Raw genomic sequence first — 20,255 nt, 5'->3', positions numbered from 1 at the left:
AAGATTAAAGTGCTGGGTTAGCCAATGGTGGGCAATGATATTCTTCGGTGATTTCGTTGTCGGAATTGACTGCTTGCAAGACAATAGGAAATTTCCATAAAGAATAGAGATGTTTCAGAACATCTACCGTAGTACTACCCAAAGGCACTCTATTTTGCTGAGTGTATCTTAAGGTCATTGAGCGATCACCTTGCAAGTCAACAGAATCAATCTGAATGTCGGGTTCTAAGTAACCCAAATTATATTGCCGTGATAATGCTTCCCTTATTTTTTGATATCCTGACTCATTATGAATTGCATTCACATACAAATCTGGACTGCGGTCATCATCTATGATGTGGAATAATTTTAAATCACGAATTAACTTAGGTGATAAATACTGGGCAATAAAACTTTCATCCTTGAAATGGCGCATGGCATTATCGAGACTGCTTAGCCAATCGGTATTGGCTAAGTAAGGGAACCATGCTTTATCCTCTTCTGTAGGACTCTCACAAATCCGTTTGATGTCTTGCATCATATGATATCCCAAAGTGTAAGGATTAATGCCACTATAATAAGGGCTATTATAAGACGGTTGCATAATGACGTTAGTATGGCTTTGTAAGATTTCCAACATAAACTCATCTGTAACCAAACCTTCATCATAAAGTGCATGTAAAATCGTGTAGTGCCAAAAACATGCCCATCCTTCATTCATCACTTTGGTTTGGCCTTGAGGATAAAAATATTGGGCCATTTTGCGTACAATGCGCACGATTTCTCTTTGCCAAGGTTCTAACAAGGGCGCATTTTTTTCAATAAAATACAAAATATTTTCTTGTGGTTCTTCAGGGAAGCGTTTTTTCTTTTTCTCTTCGGCGACTTGTCTACTTTGTGGGATGGTTCGCCATAATTCATTGACTTGGGATTGCATGTAAATTTCGCGGTTTTGTTGGCGAATTTTTTCTTCCTGTATGGATAAAGGAGCAGGATGCTTGTAGCGATCTACACCATAGTTCATCAGTGCATGACAGGCATCCAAGATTGCTTCGACTTCATTGATGCCGTAGCGTTGCTCGCAATCACTGATGTATTTTCGAGCAAATACTAAATAATCGATGATGGCATCTGCAGAGGTCCACATCTTAAACAAATAATTATTTTTAAAAAAAGAGTTATGGCCATAACAAGCATGAGCAATCACCAGAGCTTGCATGGCCATAGTATTTTCTTCCATGAGATAAGAAATACATGGATTGGAATTAATCACGAGTTCATAGGCCAAACCCATTTGCCCCCGTTTATAACTTTTTTCAACGCCCACAAAATGTTTGCCAAAAGACCAATGATGATAACCAATAGGCATGCCTACGGAAGCGTAAGCATCCATCATTTGTTCGGCGGTAATCACCTCTATTTGATTGGGATAGGTATCTAATTTAAAATCTTTAGCAATGCGCGCAATTTCGCGATCGTAGTCTTGAATTAATTCAAAGGTCCATTCTGCACCAGTGGATAATGGCTTCTTCTTTTTCATGCAGTTTTCCTTTTAAATAGCTCATGAAATACGGGATAGATGTCTGCGACCGTATCAATGTTCTCCATAGCAAAATTAGGGTAGCACTCTTTCACCAATTGATAGACTTCCCATAAACTTTGATGATGGCGTGGCATGATTTCTATGTACGCAAAATATTGTAATAAAGGCATAATTTTATCTTGCAGTAATTCCTGGCAATAGGGCGAATCCGCATTCCAATTATCACCATCCGATGCTTGGGCTACATAAATATTCCAAGCCTCTGGAGGATAACGTGTCTCAATAATCGTACTCAAAAGCTCCAATGCGCTGGAAACTACAGTGCCTCCTGTTTCGCGAGAATAAAAAAACTCTTCTTCATTCACTTCTTTAGCGGATGTATGGTGGCGGATAAATACCAATTCTATTTTTTCATAATTTTTGGTAAGGAACATGTAAAGCAGAATAAAAAAGCGTTTTGCGATGTCTTTTTTCGCTTCATCCATGGAGCCGGATACGTCCATAACACAAAACATGACGGCTTGAGTGGATGGTGAAGGCACACGAACCCGAAAGTTATAGCGTAAATCAATGGTATCGATAAACGGTACAGTTTGTATTTTCTTTTTCAGGGATTCAATTTTCTTTTGTAGATCTCTTAGGATTTCAGTGTCTTGAATCGGCTGCGCTTGCAGTTGCTCTAGCTCCTCTATTGCTTCTCTTAATTGTCTTTTATAGGGGGAGGCTAAAGCAACTCGACGCCCAGTTGCTTGTTTCATAGAGCGAAGCACATTAATATTGTTCGGAATGCCGCTGGTGGTTACTCCTGCTCGTACTGTTTTGAAGGTGCTAACGCGGGCTAATTCTTTCTTAATTAAATCGGGTAATTCCAGATCTTCAAAGTACAGATCGAGAAATTCCTCTCGGGACAATTCAAAAACAAAATTATCTTCGCCTTCGCCACTGTCGCTGGCATTAGAACCATCTCCACCACTACCCGAGCTGCCACTGGGTCTTCTAATTCTATCGCCAGTAATAAAATTATCATTTCCTGGAAGCACGCGTTCTATATGTCCACCTTGGCCGCGGTGAAATATAGGCTCAGAAATATCTTTGGCTGGAATCGTTATTTGCTCACCTTGATCAATTTCGGTGATACTTCGTTTGCCCACTGCATCGGAGACGGCTCGTTTGATCTGATTTTTATAACGACGAAGAAAGCGTTGGCGATTAACCGTACTTTTTTTCCCTGCATTTTGTCGTCTATCAATCAATTGCGACATAATTTAGCCCCAAATAATCTTTTATCTTGCACTATTTGTAGTTGGGTAAGGGCAAGAGCCTACTCAAGTAAGCGTCATCACGTAGATCCCCAACTACAATTAGCAGTACCCTTGGCTTTCTCTCATGGAAGTGAAAGCGTTTTATTATTGTGACTTACGTACTCGCAAATACCATTCACAAAGCAAGCGTACTTGTTTGCGTGTATACCCTTTATCAATCATTCGAGAAATAAACTCTTCATGTTTTTTCTTATCATCTTCTGATGCTTTGGCATTGAAGGAAATTACTGGTAATAAATCCTCAGTATTGGTAAACATCTTTTTCTCAATGACGGATCTTAATTTTTCATAACTATTCCACACTGGGTTCTTACCACGATTATTGGCACGAGCACGTAAAACAAAGTTTACGACTTCATTACGAAAATCTTTCGGATTAGATATTCCTGCGGGTTTTTCTATTTTTTCAAGTTCTTGATTTAATAAAGCACGGTCAAATATTTCTCCGGTATCAGGATCTCGATAATCCTGATCTTGAATCCAGAAATCAGCATAGGTGATGTAACGGTCAAAGATATTTTGTCCGTATTCAGAATAGGATTCTAAGTAGGCTGTTTGAATTTCCTTACCAATAAATTCGACATACTTAGGTGCCAAATATTCTTTGATGAAACCTAAGTAAGACTCCTGAACTTCCTGGGGAAATTGTTCCTGCTCAATTTGGCGCTCTAATACATACATTAAATGGACAGGGTTTGCTGCAACTTCACTGTGATCAAAATTGAACACCTTGGAAAGAATTTTGAAAGCAAAGCGAGTGGATACCCCACTCATCCCCTCATCAACGCCGGCAAAATCACGATATTCTTGATATGATTTTGCTTTGGGATCAGTATCTTTTAAGCTTTCTCCATTATACACACGCATTTTGGAATAAATACTGGAGTTTTGTGGCTCTTTTAAGCGGGTTAAGACTGAAAATTGCGCTAACATGTCCAAAGTTCCTGGAGCACATTGAGCATGAGTTAGCGAACTGTTATCAATCAGTTTTTGATAAATTTTGATTTCTTCAGAAACCCGGAGACAATAAGGCACTTTCACGATATTAATACGATCTATAAATGCTTCATTGTTTTTATTGTTTCTAAATGATTGCCATTCAGATTCATTCGAATGCGCTAAAATAATTCCCTCGAATGGAATGGAAGATAAACCTTCAGTCGCATTGTAATTGCCTTCCTGCGTTGCCGTTAATAAGGGATGCAATACTTTGATGGGCGCTTTGAACATTTCGACAAATTCTAAAAGACCACGGTTTGCGCGACACAGTCCGCCCGAGTAGCTGTATGCATCAGGATCGTCTTGGGAAAAGTTTTCCAATTTACGAATATCAACTTTACCGACCAAAGATGAAATATCCTGATTGTTTTCATCACCAGGCTCTGTTTTGGATACAGCGATTTGTTTTAAACGTGAAGGTCTGACTTTAACTACTCTAAATTGGCTAATATCCCCATTGTATTCATGTAATCTTTTAACTGCCCAAGGTGACATCAAGTAACGCAAGTATCGAGAAGGGATTCCAAAACGTTCTTGGAGTAACTCGGCATCTTCTGTTGGATTAAATAAGGACAATGGTGATTCAAATACCGGCGAACCTTTTATGGCATAAAAAGGAATTTTCTCCATTAAATCTTTTAATTTTTCAGCAATAGACGATTTACCGCCTCCTACAGGTCCTAAAAGATAAAGTACTTGTTTGGTTTCTTCCAGGCCTTGAGCGGCGTGTTTTAGAAAACCGACAATTTGCTCTATCGGTTCTTCCATACCATAAAAATCTTGGAATACCGTGTATCGTGGGATGATCTTATTGGAAAAAATTCTTGATAAAACAGGATCATGGCGTGTATCAATCATTTCAGGCTCGCCAATAGCCATGAGCAAGCGCTCTGCTGGATTGGCATAAGCAGACGGGTCATTTTTACACAACTCCAGGTATTCCTCCAAACTCATCTCTTCTTCTTTGTTATCTACAAAGCGTTTGGTATAGCTGGTTAAAAAGTCTTGAGTGTTCATATGCCATCCCCTTTTATCCTTATGAAGGATATCTTGTGTTTCTTTACATTTATTGCATTTTACTGGTAAAAGCAATAAGTGAATTTTCAGCTAACTTCGTAATACTTATAAAGATTGACCTAAGAAGTTACCCCTTTATAATCATTATAGGCTAAACTAAGAAAATTGTTATATAACTCAATAAACTTAATCGCTTTTTGCAAAGGATGTACTAATCATGCCTGACACGACCGTTTATTTAAAAAACTACCAGCCCCCTTTTTTTGCAATTGAGACTGTCAATTTAAATTTTGACCTCTATGATGATCATGCCTTAGTCAGTAATGAACTTAAATTAATTCGACAACATGAAGGGCCTTTGCACTTATATGGTGATGAGCTGGAATTGGTTAGTGTGCATATGAATGGTCAAAAACTGGAGCCATCCGCCTATGTCCTGCAACCTGATGCACTCATTATTGAAAATTGTCCAGATGAGTTTGCCTTAAAGATAGTTACGCGTATCTACCCACAAAATAACACCCAATTATCCGGACTTTATCGTTCCAATCATTTGTTTTGTACCCAATGTGAGGCGGAGGGCTTTCGCCGCATCACTTATTTTCTTGACCGTCCGGATGTACTTACGACTTATACAACTCGGATTTCAGCTGATAAAAAACAGTATCCTGTTTTATTGTCTAATGGAAATTTGATCGACACTGGGACGACTGCGGATGGGCGTCATTGGGTGATTTGGCAAGATCCCTTTAAAAAACCATCCTATTTGTTTGCTTTAGTTGCTGGTGATTTAGCTTGCATCCGCGATACATTTGTAACCAGCTCCGGGCGTACCATTGATTTGCGTATTTATGTTGAGCCAGGAAATGAAGATAAGTGCCTGCACGCGATGGAATCATTGAAAAAATCCATGCGTTGGGATGAAGAAGTCTATGGGCGTGAATATGACCTCGATATTTTTATGATTGTCGCAGTCAGCGATTTTAATATGGGGGCTATGGAGAACAAAGGATTAAATATTTTTAATTCCAAATACATTCTCGCCCGGCCCGATACCGCAACGGATCAAGATTTTGCTGATGTTGAGGGGGTTGTTGCCCATGAATATTTTCATAATTGGACCGGCAATCGGGTCACCTGCCGCGATTGGTTTCAGTTAAGTTTGAAAGAAGGCTTAACAGTTTTTCGTGATCAGGAATTTTCTCGAGATATGAATTCCCGAGATGTTAACCGAATTATGGATGTTAGGGCGTTACGAAGTGCGCAATTTCCTGAAGATGCGAGTGCTATGGCACATCCTGTTCGACCAGAGTCTTATCAAGAAATCAATAATTTTTATACCGCAACCGTTTATAATAAAGGTGCCGAAGTCATTCGTATGCAGCATACATTACTTGGAAAAGACGGTTTTCGACGGGGTATGGATTTATATTTTAAACGTCACGATGGTCAGGCAGTCACTATTGATGATTTTGTTGCGGCGATGGAAGATGCCAATCATATTGATTTAACTCAATTTAAACGATGGTATAGTCAAGCAGGAACCCCAGAAGTACTGGTGAGCAGTGAATATGCACAAGGAAAGCTTACCATCAAGATGCAACAAAATTGCCCGCCAACCCCTGAATGCCATGATAAAAAACCATTCCATATCCCCATTCGCTTTGCACTATTTGATGCTCATGGTCATCAGATACCAGTCGATAAAGATATTTTGGAATTAAAGGAAAAAGAACAAAGTTTTACTTTTACGGACTTGAGTGAAAAACCCGTCATTTCATTATTACGTGAATTTTCCGCACCGATTAAATTGAAACAGGATTTGAGTCAGGACGAGTTACTCTTTTTATTACGTTATGAAACGGATGGCTTTGCCAAGTGGGATGCGGCGCAAAATCTGATTCTAAATTGCATTAAAGACTGCTTGAATCAACCCGCTAACACATGGAAAGTTCCTTCTGCTTTAATTTCAGCCTTGCAGCATGTATTACTGGATGATTCACTGGATGCTGATTTACGGGCAGAATTACTCACTCCCCCGGGGTTTGAGGATGTTGCTACGCAATTAGATCGTGTGGATGTGAGTGCCGTGGAGCATGTTCGTGATTTTTTCCATCAGCAATTAGGATGGTATTTATACGAAACAGCCCAATCACTCTACCAACAGTTATGGCAAATTGAAGACCATCGCATGAATGGCCTTGCTTATGGGCGCAGAAAATTGCGTAATGTATGCTTATGGCTCATGATGAAAGCTAAAGAAGCGGCTACTTTAGAACGGTGTGAGCAGCAGTTTATCGCCGCACAAACGATGACGGATCAAATCGCCAGTTTTTCTTTATTGGTTAACTCCACGAATCAAGGGTTGCGTGAACAAGTCATTGAAGATTTTTATAAGCAATGGTCTAAAAATGACCTGGTATTAGATAAATGGTTTGCCATTCAAGCGATGAGTGAGCTCCCCGAAACATTAACCCATGTCAAGGTGTTACTCAAACATTCCGCTTTTTGTATTAAGAATCCCAATAAAGTCCGCGCATTGATTGGCGCATTTTGTATGGGAAATCCCCGAAACTTTCATGCGTTAGATGGAAGTGGCTATCGTTTTCTAACTGAAATGTTAGTGACGCTGGATAAAATTAACCCACAAATTGCCGCCCGTTTAGCCAATCCATTTACGCGCTGGAAACGTTATGACCAATCCAGACAAGAGCTGATGCGAGAGCAACTGCAACAGTTGGCAAAGCTGGAGCTATCACGTGATTTAGCCGAGGTCGTTTCTAAAAGTTTGCTGGTAAGCTAGTGAACCGATTGGTGCCATAGCCTGCGTGATGCGAAGCCGCAAACCAGGCTATGGGCTTCATTTTCTATCTCAAAATCAATACGGCTTCGAACCCGGCTACCATAGCTCGGTATCTCCATTTAACCATAATAGGAGGATAAGGTGTCTCAACGTTTTGCAGTTATTGGTAATCCTATTGCACATAGTTTATCTCCGGTTATTCATCAATGTTTTGCTAAACAAGTGAACATACAATTGACTTATGAAAAGATTAAGGCTGATGACCCATCCTTTGAACGCTTAGTGGCTGATTTTTTTGCTCAGGAGGGTAAGGGACTCAATGTTACTTTACCTTTTAAACAACGAGCTTTTGAAATGGCACTGCAGCGTAGTCTGCGTTGTAAACAAGCTGGAGCAGCGAATACCTTATGGATGGAAGCCAACCAATTGCATGCGGACAATAGCGATGGTATTGGGCTTATTCGTGATCTGAATCATTATATTTCTGTGGAAGGCAAGCGTATCTTGATATTAGGTGCTGGAGGGGCGGCACGTGGGATAGTGCATCCCTTATTGGAAAATAGTCCTAAGGAACTGATTGTAGCCAATCGTAGCTTAGCTAAGGCGGAAGAATTTCAACGAGCTTTTCCACAAACAAAATGTGTGGGTTTTAATGAGATTAAAGGCCACTTTGATTTGGTGATTAACGCAACTTCCGCGAGTTTGGCCGGGGAGTTTATCGCTTTACCTGATCAGTGCATGTCAGCCAAGCCATTTTGTTATGATTTGTCCTACAAACAACACGGTACAACTGCTTTTGTTGAATACGCTAGAGCACTTAATTGTGATGCGGCAGATGGTTTAGGAATGTTGGTTGAACAGGCTGCAGAGGCTTTTTTTATTTGGCATAAGGTTATGCCAGAAACCCAAGAGGTACTGATGTTTTTACGTACATCTACGCAGCTGTGATACATGTGTGGCCTGGGTTAGGTGAAGCCGTAACCCGCGGCCTACTTTACTTGGATGATTCAAAAGAATAAAAAATTTTTAGAGAGAGTTACTCAAAAAAGGCGATAACTTCCTTGGCATTATTAATCGTATCTTGGAAGCCTAGCTCAAGCAATTCCCGTGTGTAGTCTCGTTCAAACAGTACAAAACTTAACAGATCGCCGGAATGTTTTTTTTCTCCTAAGAAATTGAGAAGATATCGAAGCAATGTCGGTAAGGCTTTAAAGTGTGCTTGTGCTAAAGGAGCTAGGTCTTTACTGGGACGTAAATGCAATGTGGTAATGGGACGCCATGGGGAGCGGCGCTTTTTCCATATCGACAGCAGCATGGCAATTTCGTTCATGCGATTGACCATTTCAATGTCGCGGTCAAGATTGTCCAAAAAAAGCGCATTTAACATGTTTCCAAAAATATGAGAAAAGGGAATGTCGTCATGATTGCGTAAATTTTCTTGTTCAACAAAAGTAGGCAGTGCCCGAGTTCCTAAAATTAGGATCTTATCTACTTCGAAACGAATGGCGCCACGAAGTGGAGCAGCCAAGCCCACACTCCCATCTCCATAATGAAAGCCATCAAGCAAAACTGTGGGAAAAAATAAAGGCAAGGCACTGGATGCTAAAATGTGTTCTGCCTGAACACTAACGCGTTTGCTGCCATGTCTTGGGTAATTCCAGTCTACGAACTCAGGACGGTTGTGTTCATAAAAAGAAACGGTTTGACGTGTTTCATAACAGTTACTGATGATTTCTAAGGTATCGAGGTGTCCATTTTGTATATTTTGCGCGATCTTGTTGAAATCAAGTCCATCGGCAATCATTTCTTTCAGTGGTGTCGTGTCCAATAGATGAGCCGCCTGTCGTTGTTTAATCATCATGGTGCTCATATTACGCATAACAGATTTGCTTAATGCTAAATTACTGGCTCGGTATACTTGTTGGCAATGAATTTCACTCCAAATGGTCTCCAGTTTATCAAGTGCTGTTGGGAAGTCATCGGCGTTTTCTGCAAGTACAGCCGCATTCATACTCCCGACACTAACCCCACTGACCATTTCAAAAGGTAATGTTTTTACTTGTAAAATATGACCAATAGCTTTCAAAACACCTGCTTGATAGGCGCCTCGAGCGCCGCCACCTGCCAAATAAAGGGCTTTTTTAGACATAATGATTATTTTTATCGCATTTATTTAGTATCTATGTGAAATATAGTTGAACTTACGCCGGATTAGCAAGTTCTCATTTTTAGTGTGAAAAAAATTTACACAAGTGCAGCGAAATCGGATATTATATCTTTTCATCAAAATGAGCTATTACTAAGCATGATAGAGTCTGAGATTGCGAATACGATACATGAAGCAGCTGTAATTCTTCAGGATATTCAGCGCTCAATCGATTATGATGCAGAACTATCAATTTCTAAGTTCGACTCTGACAAAGTCTCAAAAAAAGTAGTATGGATCTCACAGATTATCAAAACTACGGGTGATTCAAGCAAAGCAATGATGCAGATTGGTTCTTCTGCTAGAACCTTTCAGAATATTCCACCTACCAAGTCACTGACCATCGGCTTGAGTGCCGGCTCAATTATTTTGGCTGTATTAGATTTTCTACTTATTCCTTTTATTTATTTAGCCTGTTATCTGCTCAATACAAAAATTCCGGTAACCCGCGAGAATAATGCGAAGTGGTTTATTTCTGGGGTATTGTTTGCCCTGACCATCACGTCGATGGCTGTCCCTGCCATAGCCGTGGCAATTGCCTTTACCACAGTTGCAATCTCCTTGGCTTTGAGTTTATTTTTATTGGCTAAGGCGCTTCATGAATATTATCAAATAAGTAAAGAAAGAAGGGGTATTAGGAAGTTGCTTTCCGATGCGGAACTTGAAATGGATGCGATTCAGAGGAAGGCAGTGGGATTGACAATTGCTTTAAATAAAATGCCTACTGAATTTGAGCTGATTTCCCTATGCACCCAAATTGCATTGCTTCAAGAAGCTTTTGCAGCACAAAAGAGACACTTACTTGAACTTAAGTTAAAAGAATTGGATTTAAATAAAAAACTAGAGAATGTGAACTTGATGCAAGTAATGACTAAAGGCGTTGCTTTTAGTTTATCTGCACTGGCGTTGAGTGGTTTGATTGTCTCTTTATTTTTTCCACTAGCAGGTTTAGGAATACTAACTGCAGTATCCGCTATGTCACTTGCCTTTGTTGCAGTTCGTTTGGCAATACCCTTGTCGCAATTTATAAGTGGACGGATTCGTAGTAAATTCAACGCCAATGCAGCAAAAAGTGAGCATGCCGATACGTATGACCTTGAGCATGAACTATCAACGGATTTGATGTTAGAGAGTTTTTGGGGCAGCAAAGCAAATGCGAATGATATTTTAAAAAAAGCGCCGTCCCAAGATATCGATTATTCATCAGCGAGCACAACACCACTATTTCAAACCGGAAAGAACGCTGCTGCCCCTTCACACATCAGTGGGTATCAACCCTATATGAATGGATTGTCTTAACTTTTTCAACCGATAACCGATTATATCGGCCTATTTTTGTTTATCAATTTTTTAGACTAAAGCTCATTGCAAAAAATGAAAAACTCCTTTAAGTTAAAAAAATACCCCTCAAAGGAAGAAACCTCATGGTGAATATACTTCGCGAGCAACCTCGTGCATTCCACATGATTTTTATGTTGGAGTTATGGGAGCGGTTTGGGTTTTATACTGTACAAGGGATTTTGACTTTATTTTTTATTCGTTATTTGGGTTACAGCGATACGATTTCTTATTATACGTTCGGTGCTTATTCCGCTTTAGTTTACGGTATGGTGGTTGTCGGCGGCTATTTGGGTGATAGGCTATTAGGTACCAAGCGTACCATCGTTCTCGGTCTTATTGTTTTGGCAGCAGGTTATTTTTCTTTAGCGGTTACTGATAAAGCCCATGTTTTCCTAGCTTTAGGCCTAATTTGTGTTGGCAATGGTTTATTTAAAGCAAATCCTTCGAATTTGCTGGCAAAGTGTTATGAAGAAAATGATCCCCGCTTGCATGGCGGCTTTACCTTGTATTATATGGCAATCAACTTAGGCAGTATGATTGCGCTATTTGCAGGCCCAGCCATAGCGAGTCGCTATGGTTATTCATATGCTTATTTGATGAGTGCAATCGGTTTGTTAATTGGGTTGGCCAATTATTGGCTGCAACGTAAATTTATTGAGCACATCAATACAGATGCTGACAAACGGAAAATATCCTTTTCTCAATGGCTGATGATCTTAATTGGGATATTCATTCTTACCGAGTGTTCTGCTTATTTATTACAACATGTAATGCTTGCTAAAAATTTATTTTGGTTTATTACCCTTGCGGTCATTGCTTATTATCTTTTTATGACCCGTAAAGAAAGTAAAATTGTCCGCAGACGCATGCTGGTTGCTTTGGCCTTGATGCTGGAAGCAATCATTTTCTTTACTTTATATCAACAGATGCCCACTTCCTTAAATTTATTTGCAGTACATAATGTAATCCCAGTTTTCTTTGGCATCACTATTGATGCACAAAGTTTTCAGGCATTAAATCCCATCTGGATTGTATTAATGAGTCCTGTTTTGGCCTATTTTTATGATCTTCTCAATAAGAAAGGCATCCAGTTTTCTATTCCTTATAAATTTTCGTTAGGGATGACCATGTGTGGGATAAGCTTTTTAATGCTCTTTTTTGCACGCTATTTTTATACAGACCAGGGCATGGTTTCTTCTTGGTGGCTAATCATAAGTTATTTGTTTCAAAGTCTTGGTGAATTGTTGGTATCTGCACTGGGTGTCGCGATGGTTGCAGAATTAGTACCCACGCAAATCGTCGGTTTTGTGATGGGGATGTGGTTTTTAACTTCCGCGATAGCAGGATTTATTGGCGCTACCGTCGCCTCATATACAGCACTTCCCGAACACATTAAACCCGGGGTGGACTCATTGATGATTTATACCTATGTATTTGCCTGTATTGGCCTTGTCACCTTAATTATTGCGTTGCTGATGTGGTTATTATCGCCGCGATTAAGTCGCTATATTGCGGTGAAAAAGACAGACTTGCACCAAGAAGCACAAGAAGCAGAATTCTCTGTGTCTAAGTGCTTTATAGTACAACCATGAGCCGAGTCATTTCATGGATAAAAAATAACAGGATAGAACCATGATTAAATCATGGTTCTAATTTGGAAGAATCATTTTAACCTCAATTCACTCGCGAATTGAGGTTAACTGAATTTAATCTTATCTCCAGTGGCCGCGGCCGCCGTGACCGCCGCGCCAACCATGCCAGCCGCCATGCCAGCCACCACCGTGCCAACCGCGACCAGACCAGCCACGCCCACCCCAATAACCCCAGTTTCCACGATGACCCCAGCCAGAGTAGTAGTAACCACCACTTGGATAGTAGTAACTTGAGTAGTAACTTGGATAATAGCCGGAATAATAGTAGCCCCCGGGATAAGAGGAGACATAACAACCGCTTAATAGGAGTGTAGGTACAAACACTAGTGCTGCGATAACAAGTTTTTTCATGTTCGCTTCCTTCGTCAATGTTCGTACATTAATTATACTTCACGGCCATAAGTTAATCAAAAAAGTTGTAAATTTTGCAGCCTTATTGCTGATAACTTCATATTTATCAAGGAGTTTTTAAGATAAATTGGATAAACTGTGTTCATATGGATGGATTCTATTGTACTATTGTGCAGTACTAGGTAATAAAGTTGAAAAATTGTAATCGAGGTGAAGCGTTGTGACGTCCAGATTCCATATTAGACCCTGGGGCAATCGTTTACAGCCATTAAACTGAAGGATCGCTGAGCATATTCCACTTCTGCGTTCTGTGGCGAGCCCTCATAATCCAAGAATAACCCAACATCACTGGCTCCCGGGAACAAGGCACGGGACGTAGACAAGATTTTTTAAAGCGCTAAGTTTGTCTTCACCCAACTGCGATAATGAGAAAGAAATGAACATCTTAATTAGCCTACGATCTCAAAAATTGATAAGGAAGTATTGGTTAGCATCAGGTGCTGAAGTCGATGAACTTCCTTCTATTACGTCGTCTATTGATCTGATCACGTTGATAAATTGGTTAAATAAAGGACAGTTGAATCATTTCAATAAGTCAAAAGCAGAACAACAAAAAATCGAATTTATTATGGTATCCCTACGAAATGAGCTGTTGCGCGATTTATTTGCAGCTATGAAAGGGGATGACATCAAATTGCCCAAAGAAGATAAAGACGAGTCGGTGACAGACAAAATCAAGTTTGCCTTACTTACCGCGGCAGGCATTTTGGTCGCTGCTTGTCAGGGATTTGATGGTATCGTCACCATATTGAGCATTTTCGAGTTGTCCCCGTCAGTGATTCTTGCTGCTGGATTTTTATTTTCATTTCTTTCTGTAATCGTTTTTTGCGGGTTTGATTTAGTCAAAGTATCAAATGCTTTGGGAGTCAAGCTTAGCGAGGCTTATAAATTATTAGATGCCTACTTGTGGCAATTACAGATGATTAAATCCATAAGAAAAAAAGTCGAGAGATACGATTTTTCAGATTCAGAGATGTCTCCAAGTGATTTACAACAATTAAAAAAAATAATTTCCATGTTGCAAACACGTTTTCAATCGCTGACAGAGGCCAGTAAGCAATTTGAGCAGGCGCTTCATAGTGACGACATGCAAATGGCCAAAACGCTAATTTCAGGAGCTTCTGCAGTCCTTTTCTTGGGCGGCGGTTTTTTTGCAGGCCAATCAGTAGCACTTTTTATATCCAGTCTCTTTGTCTCTTCAATAATTTCGACTTTTTGGCCGGTATTTATTTTTAGTACTCTAGTTGGAATAGCCGCATTAAGTCTTTATTGGTATGTTGAGCGCCCTGGACTAAATAAGTTAATAAGCAGCTGGTTTGGCCTGAATGAAGAAAATGTACATAAATTATGTGATAAGGATTTGATAATAAAGGAAACAAAAAAGCTTGCTAATTTAGAGAGTAAAATAATTAATGCATCCAGATTAGCGAATAGACTGGCTCAGTTAGGGGACCGTGTTTGCGTTAGCGAGGATGAACCTACAGCGGAACGGGCAGTCATCATTAAAATAAAAGCAAGCAGTAATTATTATTCCTTCCTTAAACCTCCGGATTTATTACCGCCTATTTCCAGTGAGCAGGAAAATTTAGATAAGACCCTATGTTTTTGCATCTAGAGCTGGTTGGCATTGGATACAAGTAATCCATTCTTTAGAATTTGGTCTGCTTTTTGAAGTTATATATTTAAGATATCTTTTACGAAAGGAATGGTTATTTTTCGTTGCGCGGCAAGTGAGGCATCATCCAAACGGTTAAGCAAATTGTGCAAATCATGCATATTTCGCGAACATCGATTGAGGAGGAATTGCCCTACACTATTGGGTAAATCAAATCCTCGTTTTAAAGCATGCAGTTTTAAGGTATTAATTTTATCTTCATCATTTAATTCCATTAACTGGATGACCAAACCCCAACTTAATCTAGAGCGTAAGTCAGCTAACTGGATGGGGATTGTGGTTGGTGATTGATTTCCCGAAATGATTAAAGTACTTTTTTCCATGTCTTTGATTTTATTGTATAAATGGAATAAGGCCTCTTCCCATTCAGAATCTTTGGCAATCATGTCTATATCATCAATACAGATTAATTCTTGTTCTTCCACACCTTCTATGGTTTGCGGTCCCCATTCTTTAAGAAGAGTTAAAGGGAGATAGATGGCGGTTTGAGTGGAATTAACGGCTTGACAACAGGCTTGCAATAAGTGAGTTTTTCCACTACCTGTATTGCCCCACAGATAAAGCAACCGATCTTCTCTTTGCGTGAGCATGTTATGCAATTGTTGTTGCAGGAGTTTATTCGAACCCCAGTTGAAATCAGCTAGGGTTGATTCATCATTTAATTTTATAGCCAGTGCTAATTGCTTATTCATTATGATGGTTCTTTTTTGGGCCAAGCTTTTCTGCCCCATGTCCAGATATAATCAATATAAGTAATTGCTGTAGTAAACGTCGTTAATAGGATCAAGACATTAAGGAGGTAGGGAGGAAATTCAAAATAAGCTAATTCAAATAAACACGAGGTAACAAGCGTTAATTGTAATGCCGTATTAATCTTACTGAGTAATGTGGGTTGAAAGTCCAGTTTACGGCGTATAAATCGATACCAAGCCAGGACCCCTAAGGAAATTGTCAAATCTCTGAGAAAAACTAAAATGACCAGCCACCAAGGCAAAACGCCAATTAAGGCTAAAGAGATGAAGCTGGTGGCAATTAATAATTTATCAGCGAGCGGATCAATGAACGAACCAAAAAAACTTTGCCAGTTAAAACTTCGGGCTAAAAAACCATCCAAACCATCACTTAATCCAGCGAATATAAATAAATAAAAAGCAATAGTGTACTCATGATGGTATAAATAAAATGTGAAAGGCCCAATTAATAGGAGACGTAATAAAGTCAGAGCATTTGGAATGTATTTTAATATCATAGGCCATACGATAATTTAATAACCCTTGTCTGCCCGCACCTTTGACGATTAATTTAGGGATTGGATTTTGAAGGGAATATGTGTTTTGCTAAACAATAAATCTAGTGTATACAATACTCGTAGTTCTGTCACTTATGTTTCTCTTCATTTTTACGGTACATAATCACGGTATTACCTATCATTTGTACGAGTTCTGCATGCAGTTGCTCGCATAGCTCACCTGCCATAATCAGTCGGTCTTCTTTTTCAGCGCCGTTAATTTTTACCTTTATTAATTCGTGCGAAAGTAATGCAACATCAGTTTCTGCGATAACTGCTTCAGTTAATCCTTTGGCTCCAAGAAGTACGACAGGTTTTAAGTGATGTGCTTGTGCTTTAAGCGCTTTTTTGAGTGCGGTATCCACTGTAACGTTTCCTTAATACCCTCCAATAATGCAATTATTTTGGAGGTTGATTGATAAAATGGCAAATTATTGCACGTTTTGCTGGGAAAAGGTAGTGAAATTCAGTATCATAGGTCTAATTGATACTCATAAATAAATTTATGAAGCGTACTAAAAGCAGTAAACGGTGGTTGCAAGAGCACTTTGATGATGTTTATGTAAAAAAAGCACAAGCAGAGGGCTATCGTAGCCGTGCCGTATACAAATTAAAAGAGGTTGACGAGAAAGAGTCATTGCTTAAACCCGGGATGACTGTAGTTGATCTAGGGGCGGCCCCTGGAGGGTGGACTCAGTATGTATCTGAACGCTTACAAGGGCGCGGCCGCATCGTCGCTTTGGACATATTGCCTATGGATGCCTTACCTGATGTCGATGTTATTCTCGGTGATTTTCGCGAGGATGAAGTGTTGCAAAAACTGATGGATCTAATTCCAGAGCGCAGTGTTGACTTGTTATTATCAGATATGGCCCCAAATATGAGTGGCTCCGCTGCGATTGATATTCCCCGAGCCATGTATTTGGTGGAACTGGCTTTTGATTTTGCGGAAAAAATGTTAAAACCTGGTGGGTCAATGCTGATTAAAATCTTTCACGGGGTTGGCTTTGATGATTTAGTAAAACAGGCGAGAGCTTCTTTTGAGAAAGTCGTGATTCGGAAGCCTTCAGCTTCGCGAGCTCGCTCAAAAGAAACCTATTTGCTGGCAAAGGGATACAATTTATAGTAACTTTATGATCTAAAGGAATTCGATCATAAAATAAAGCTGTACGTCACTAACGAGGTTAATACTTTGAACGACATGGTTAAGAATTTATTTTTATGGCTGATTATAGCAATTGTGCTTGTTTCAGTTTTCAGTAATTTCGGCCCTCGAAACTCGGTCGCTGAGAAACTCTCTTACAGCCAGTTTTTGAAAGAAGTCGATCAAGGTATGGTTAATTCAGTCACCATTGAGGATGATAAAATCATCAAAGGGATGACGAAAAATAACAAACGTTTTGTTACCTACATGCCGATGCAAGATAACGCTTTGCTTGGTGAATTATTGAAAAGCAAAGTCGATGTAAGTGGCCAAGAAAAGCAACAAGAAAGCTTCCTTCTCCATTTATTTATCAACTGGTTCCCCATGTTGCTTTTAATTGGGGTATGGGTTTTTTTCATGCGCCAGATGCAAGGCGGGGGTGGTCGAGGGGCAATGTCTTTTGGCCGTTCACGAGCACGCTTGCTAGGTGAAGATCAAGTTAAAGTAACTTTTGCGGATGTTGCTGGGGTCGACGAAGCGAAAGAGGAAGTTAAAGAATTAGTTGATTTTTTACGCGACCCTACCAAATTCCAAAATCTGGGTGGACGTATTCCCCGCGGTGTATTATTAGTTGGCTCTCCAGGAACCGGTAAAACTCTTTTAGCTCGAGCTGTTGCAGGTGAAGCTAAGGTACCCTTCTTCACCATTTCAGGTTCTGATTTTGTTGAAATGTTTGTTGGTGTGGGTGCATCTCGTGTTCGTGATATGTTTGAACAAGCTAAAAAACATGCTCCCTGCATTATTTTCATAGATGAGATTGATGCCGTAGGTCGCCACCGTGGTGCAGGTCTTGGCGGAGGTCATGATGAACGTGAACAAACGCTAAACCAATTGCTGGTTGAAATGGATGGTTTTGAAGGCAGTGAAGGGGTCATTGTTGTTGCAGCAACAAACCGTCCGGATGTTTTGGACCCTGCATTATTACGTCCAGGCCGATTTGATCGCCAGGTTGTAGTTCCTTTACCGGATATTCGAGGTCGGGAACAAATATTAAGAGTGCATTTGCAAAAGGTTCCAGTCGATGGCAATGTGGACATTATGGCAATTGCTCGAGGTACTCCAGGATTCTCAGGAGCAGATTTAGCAAATCTTGTGAACGAAGCTGCTTTATTTGCCGCGCGTGCTAATAAACGTAAAGTCAGCATGATAGAGCTGGATAAAGCAAAAGATAAAATCATGATGGGGGCTGAACGGCGCTCTATGGTGATGGATGATAATGAGAAAAAACTGACTGCTTACCATGAAGCAGGTCATGCGATTGTAGGTTTAAGTGTCCCAGAGCATGATCCTGTTTATAAAGTCTCTATAATTCCACGAGGTCGTGCTCTTGGTGTGACGATGTTCTTACCAGAACAAGATAGATACAGCCACAGTAAACGACGTCTGGAAAGCCAATTATCGAGTTTATTTGGTGGCCGAATTGCAGAAGAACTTATTTTTGGTGCGGATAGCGTGACCACCGGTGCGTCGAATGACATTATGCGTTCCACTGAAATCGCGCGTAAAATGGTCACGACTTGGGGCTTATCAACTTTGGGGCCGCTTACTTTTGGCGAAGAAGAAGAGGAAGTATTTTTAGGTCGTTCAATGAATAAACATAAGGAAATGTCAGATAGAACGGCGCAACAAATTGATGATGAAGTACGTGCAATTATCGATAGAAATTACAAGCGTGCCAAGGAAATTTTGGTTTCCAATATGGATAAATTGCACTTAATGGCTCAAAGCCTAATTAAATACGAAACTATAGACTTCAAGCAAATACAAGAGATTATGTCCGGTAAAGAGCCTTCTCCTCCGGAAGATTGGGGCTCATCAAAACCTTTAGATGGTGCCGAAGTGGTAAATAACTCGCCAGAAAAACCATCAGAGCATGAAGTGATTGTAAATCCTGCTGAAGAGCACTGATACCATTAGTGAGAGAAGCAGGTGAACATAAAGCAATTTTCAGGTTGGCTTGAACGCCAACCTTTCTTAAAAAATTCCCCAGAAAAACCACTCATTATGGGTATATTAAATGTCACTCCAGATTCTTTTTCTGATGGAGGCAAATTTTTATCTATAGGCAGGGCGTGTGAACATGCATTTCACTTAATTAGCCAAGGCGCTGATTTAATTGATATTGGGGGACAATCTACTCGACCTGGAGCACAGTCTGTTCCAATAGATGCAGAATTAAATCGTGTTATTCCTGTTATCGAACAAATCCGCGCTAATTCAGATGTTTGCATCTCAATCGATACAAATAAACCCGAAGTAATGGAGGCTGCGGTGGCCGCAGGTGCTAACGTCATCAATGATGTTTATGCTTTACGTAGCCAAGGAGCGCTTGAAATGGCTGCGAAACTTGCCGTTCCTGTTTGCTTGATGCACATGCAAGGAGAGCCTCACAATATGCAACACCAGCCCTATTATCCACATGGCGTGCTTACTGAAGTGACTCAGTTTTTTTCAGAACGTATTGCTGAGTGTGAGCGTGTGGGGATTAAAAAAACAAATATAATCCTAGATCCAGGCTTTGGATTTGGAAAACAAGTACAAGATAATTTGCTCTTAGTCAAAAATCTTGATAGCTTTGCAACATTTGCAATGCCGCTGCTTTTAGGGGTTTCACGTAAAAGCACAATTGGAGCAGTACTTGCTAAAGAGGTGGGTGAGCGGTTGATAGGAAGTATAGCGGTCGCAGTTTATGCAGCATTGAAAGGTGCGAGTATCATAAGAACGCATGATGTAGATGAAACAAATCAAGCGTTGCATATGATCACCATGATTGGTAAGGCGGACGTTTAGCAGCTCACGCGAGCTATAAATTCTT

16 protein-coding genes are annotated in these 20,255 nt (G+C 40.1%); 8 read left to right on the top strand and 8 right to left on the bottom strand.

The window, feature by feature from the left end:
- Nucleotides 1-4 precede the first annotated feature (4 nt).
- The 3 genes from EL022_RS01730 to EL022_RS01720 all read right to left on the bottom strand — a co-directional run bounded on the left by EL022_RS01730 (nt 5) and on the right by EL022_RS01720 (nt 4,860).
- Nucleotides 5-1,519, bottom strand: a complete 1,515-nt coding sequence (locus EL022_RS01730; protein WP_028381718.1) for a SpoVR family protein — start codon at nt 1,517-1,519, stop codon at nt 5-7.
- The gene (locus EL022_RS01725) at nt 1,516-2,784 is read right to left on the bottom strand and encodes a YeaH/YhbH family protein (protein ID WP_028381719.1); all 1,269 of its coding nucleotides are present in this window, start codon (nt 2,782-2,784) and stop codon (nt 1,516-1,518) included. Before EL022_RS01725 ends, EL022_RS01730 begins: the two co-directional genes overlap by 4 nt.
- A 144-nt stretch (nt 2,785-2,928) precedes the next feature.
- A complete protein-coding gene (locus tag EL022_RS01720; RefSeq protein ID WP_028381720.1) occupies nt 2,929-4,860 on the bottom strand; it encodes a PrkA family serine protein kinase in 1,932 nt (643 codons plus the stop codon).
- Nucleotides 4,861-5,077: 217 nt separating this feature from the next.
- Here EL022_RS01720 and pepN point away from each other — a divergent pair, with 217 nt between their 5' ends.
- Both pepN and aroE read left to right on the top strand, forming a co-directional pair.
- Complete coding sequence (gene pepN, locus EL022_RS01715; RefSeq protein ID WP_028381721.1) at nt 5,078-7,663, top strand: aminopeptidase N; 2,586 nt, start codon at nt 5,078-5,080, stop codon at nt 7,661-7,663.
- 141 nt (nt 7,664-7,804) lie between these two features.
- Nucleotides 7,805-8,611, top strand: coding sequence for a shikimate dehydrogenase (gene aroE, locus EL022_RS01710; RefSeq protein ID WP_028381722.1), 807 nt, complete (start codon nt 7,805-7,807; stop codon nt 8,609-8,611).
- A gap of 88 nt (nt 8,612-8,699) precedes the next feature.
- On the opposite strand, the gene EL022_RS01705 is transcribed toward aroE, so the two are convergent.
- Entirely contained in the window at nt 8,700-9,812 is a 1,113-nt protein-coding gene (locus tag EL022_RS01705) for a patatin-like phospholipase family protein (protein WP_035901092.1), read from the bottom strand.
- Between the two features lie 156 nt (nt 9,813-9,968).
- Here EL022_RS01705 and EL022_RS01700 point away from each other — a divergent pair, with 156 nt between their 5' ends.
- Nucleotides 9,969-11,168 carry a hypothetical protein gene (locus EL022_RS01700; RefSeq protein WP_035901094.1) on the top strand — a complete coding sequence of 400 codons (1,200 nt, stop codon included), beginning with the start codon at nt 9,969-9,971 and terminating at the stop codon, nt 11,166-11,168.
- 125 nt (nt 11,169-11,293) lie between these two features.
- Nucleotides 11,294-12,802, top strand: a complete 1,509-nt coding sequence (locus EL022_RS01695) for an oligopeptide:H+ symporter (RefSeq protein WP_028381725.1) — start codon at nt 11,294-11,296, stop codon at nt 12,800-12,802.
- 104 nt (nt 12,803-12,906) lie between these two features.
- Here the strand turns inward: EL022_RS01695 and EL022_RS01690 are convergent, their stop codons facing one another.
- A complete protein-coding gene (locus EL022_RS01690; RefSeq protein WP_028381726.1) occupies nt 12,907-13,152 on the bottom strand; it encodes a hypothetical protein in 246 nt (81 codons plus the stop codon).
- A 497-nt stretch (nt 13,153-13,649) separates the two neighbouring features.
- Between EL022_RS01690 and EL022_RS01685 the strand changes: the two genes are divergently transcribed.
- The gene (locus EL022_RS01685; protein ID WP_028381727.1) at nt 13,650-14,888 is read left to right on the top strand and encodes a hypothetical protein; all 1,239 of its coding nucleotides are present in this window, start codon (nt 13,650-13,652) and stop codon (nt 14,886-14,888) included.
- Between the two features lie 59 nt (nt 14,889-14,947).
- Here EL022_RS01685 and hda read toward each other — a convergent pair whose 3' ends face one another.
- The 3 genes from hda to yhbY all read right to left on the bottom strand — a co-directional run bounded on the left by hda (nt 14,948) and on the right by yhbY (nt 16,601).
- Complete coding sequence (gene hda, locus EL022_RS01680; protein ID WP_028381728.1) at nt 14,948-15,640, bottom strand: DnaA regulatory inactivator Hda; 693 nt, start codon at nt 15,638-15,640, stop codon at nt 14,948-14,950.
- On the bottom strand, nt 15,640-16,197 hold the full coding sequence (locus tag EL022_RS01675) for a CDP-alcohol phosphatidyltransferase family protein (RefSeq protein WP_028381729.1): 558 nt from the start codon (nt 16,195-16,197) through the stop codon (nt 15,640-15,642). Before EL022_RS01675 ends, hda begins: the two co-directional genes overlap by 1 nt.
- A gap of 128 nt (nt 16,198-16,325) precedes the next feature.
- On the bottom strand, nt 16,326-16,601 hold the full coding sequence (yhbY, locus tag EL022_RS01670; protein WP_028381730.1) for a ribosome assembly RNA-binding protein YhbY: 276 nt from the start codon (nt 16,599-16,601) through the stop codon (nt 16,326-16,328).
- A gap of 140 nt (nt 16,602-16,741) precedes the next feature.
- Between yhbY and rlmE the strand changes: the two genes are divergently transcribed.
- The 3 genes from rlmE (at nt 16,742) to folP (ending at nt 20,230) form a co-directional block, all read left to right on the top strand.
- A complete protein-coding gene (gene rlmE, locus EL022_RS01665) occupies nt 16,742-17,362 on the top strand; it encodes a 23S rRNA (uridine(2552)-2'-O)-methyltransferase RlmE (protein ID WP_028381731.1) in 621 nt (206 codons plus the stop codon).
- Between the two features lie 75 nt (nt 17,363-17,437).
- Entirely contained in the window at nt 17,438-19,348 is a 1,911-nt protein-coding gene (gene ftsH, locus EL022_RS01660; RefSeq protein WP_035901096.1) for an ATP-dependent zinc metalloprotease FtsH, read from the top strand.
- Between the two features lie 21 nt (nt 19,349-19,369).
- Complete coding sequence (gene folP / locus EL022_RS01655; RefSeq protein WP_028381733.1) at nt 19,370-20,230, top strand: dihydropteroate synthase; 861 nt, start codon at nt 19,370-19,372, stop codon at nt 20,228-20,230.
- Nucleotides 20,231-20,255: the final 25 nt, after the last annotated feature.

It is taken from the genome of Legionella cherrii (genome assembly GCF_900635815.1).
GTDB classification, from domain to species: domain Bacteria; phylum Pseudomonadota; class Gammaproteobacteria; order Legionellales; family Legionellaceae; genus Legionella; species Legionella cherrii.
This window is presented reverse-complemented; position numbering and strand designations above follow the sequence as displayed.

Excerpts from the sequence above, each read along its gene's own strand:
- EL022_RS01730 (WP_028381718.1), bottom strand. The coding sequence starts at position 1,519 with ATGAAAAAGAAGAAGCCATTATCCACTGGTGCAGAATGGACCTTTGAA.
- EL022_RS01725 (WP_028381719.1), bottom strand. The coding sequence starts at position 2,784 with ATGTCGCAATTGATTGATAGACGACAAAATGCAGGGAAAAAAAGTACG.
- EL022_RS01720 (WP_028381720.1), bottom strand. The coding sequence starts at position 4,860 with ATGAACACTCAAGACTTTTTAACCAGCTATACCAAACGCTTTGTAGAT.
- pepN (WP_028381721.1), top strand. The coding sequence starts at position 5,078 with ATGCCTGACACGACCGTTTATTTAAAAAACTACCAGCCCCCTTTTTTT.
- EL022_RS01705 (WP_035901092.1), bottom strand. The coding sequence starts at position 9,812 with ATGTCTAAAAAAGCCCTTTATTTGGCAGGTGGCGGCGCTCGAGGCGCC.
- EL022_RS01700 (WP_035901094.1), top strand. The coding sequence starts at position 9,969 with ATGATAGAGTCTGAGATTGCGAATACGATACATGAAGCAGCTGTAATT.
- EL022_RS01695 (WP_028381725.1), top strand. The coding sequence starts at position 11,294 with ATGGTGAATATACTTCGCGAGCAACCTCGTGCATTCCACATGATTTTT.
- EL022_RS01690 (WP_028381726.1), bottom strand. The coding sequence starts at position 13,152 with ATGTCTCCTCTTATCCCGGGGGCTACTATTATTCCGGCTATTATCCAA.
- EL022_RS01685 (WP_028381727.1), top strand. The coding sequence starts at position 13,650 with ATGAACATCTTAATTAGCCTACGATCTCAAAAATTGATAAGGAAGTAT.
- hda (WP_028381728.1), bottom strand. The coding sequence starts at position 15,640 with ATGAATAAGCAATTAGCACTGGCTATAAAATTAAATGATGAATCAACC.
- EL022_RS01675 (WP_028381729.1), bottom strand. The coding sequence starts at position 16,197 with ATGATATTAAAATACATTCCAAATGCTCTGACTTTATTACGTCTCCTA.
- rlmE (WP_028381731.1), top strand. The coding sequence starts at position 16,742 with ATGAAGCGTACTAAAAGCAGTAAACGGTGGTTGCAAGAGCACTTTGAT.
- ftsH (WP_035901096.1), top strand. The coding sequence starts at position 17,438 with ATGGTTAAGAATTTATTTTTATGGCTGATTATAGCAATTGTGCTTGTT.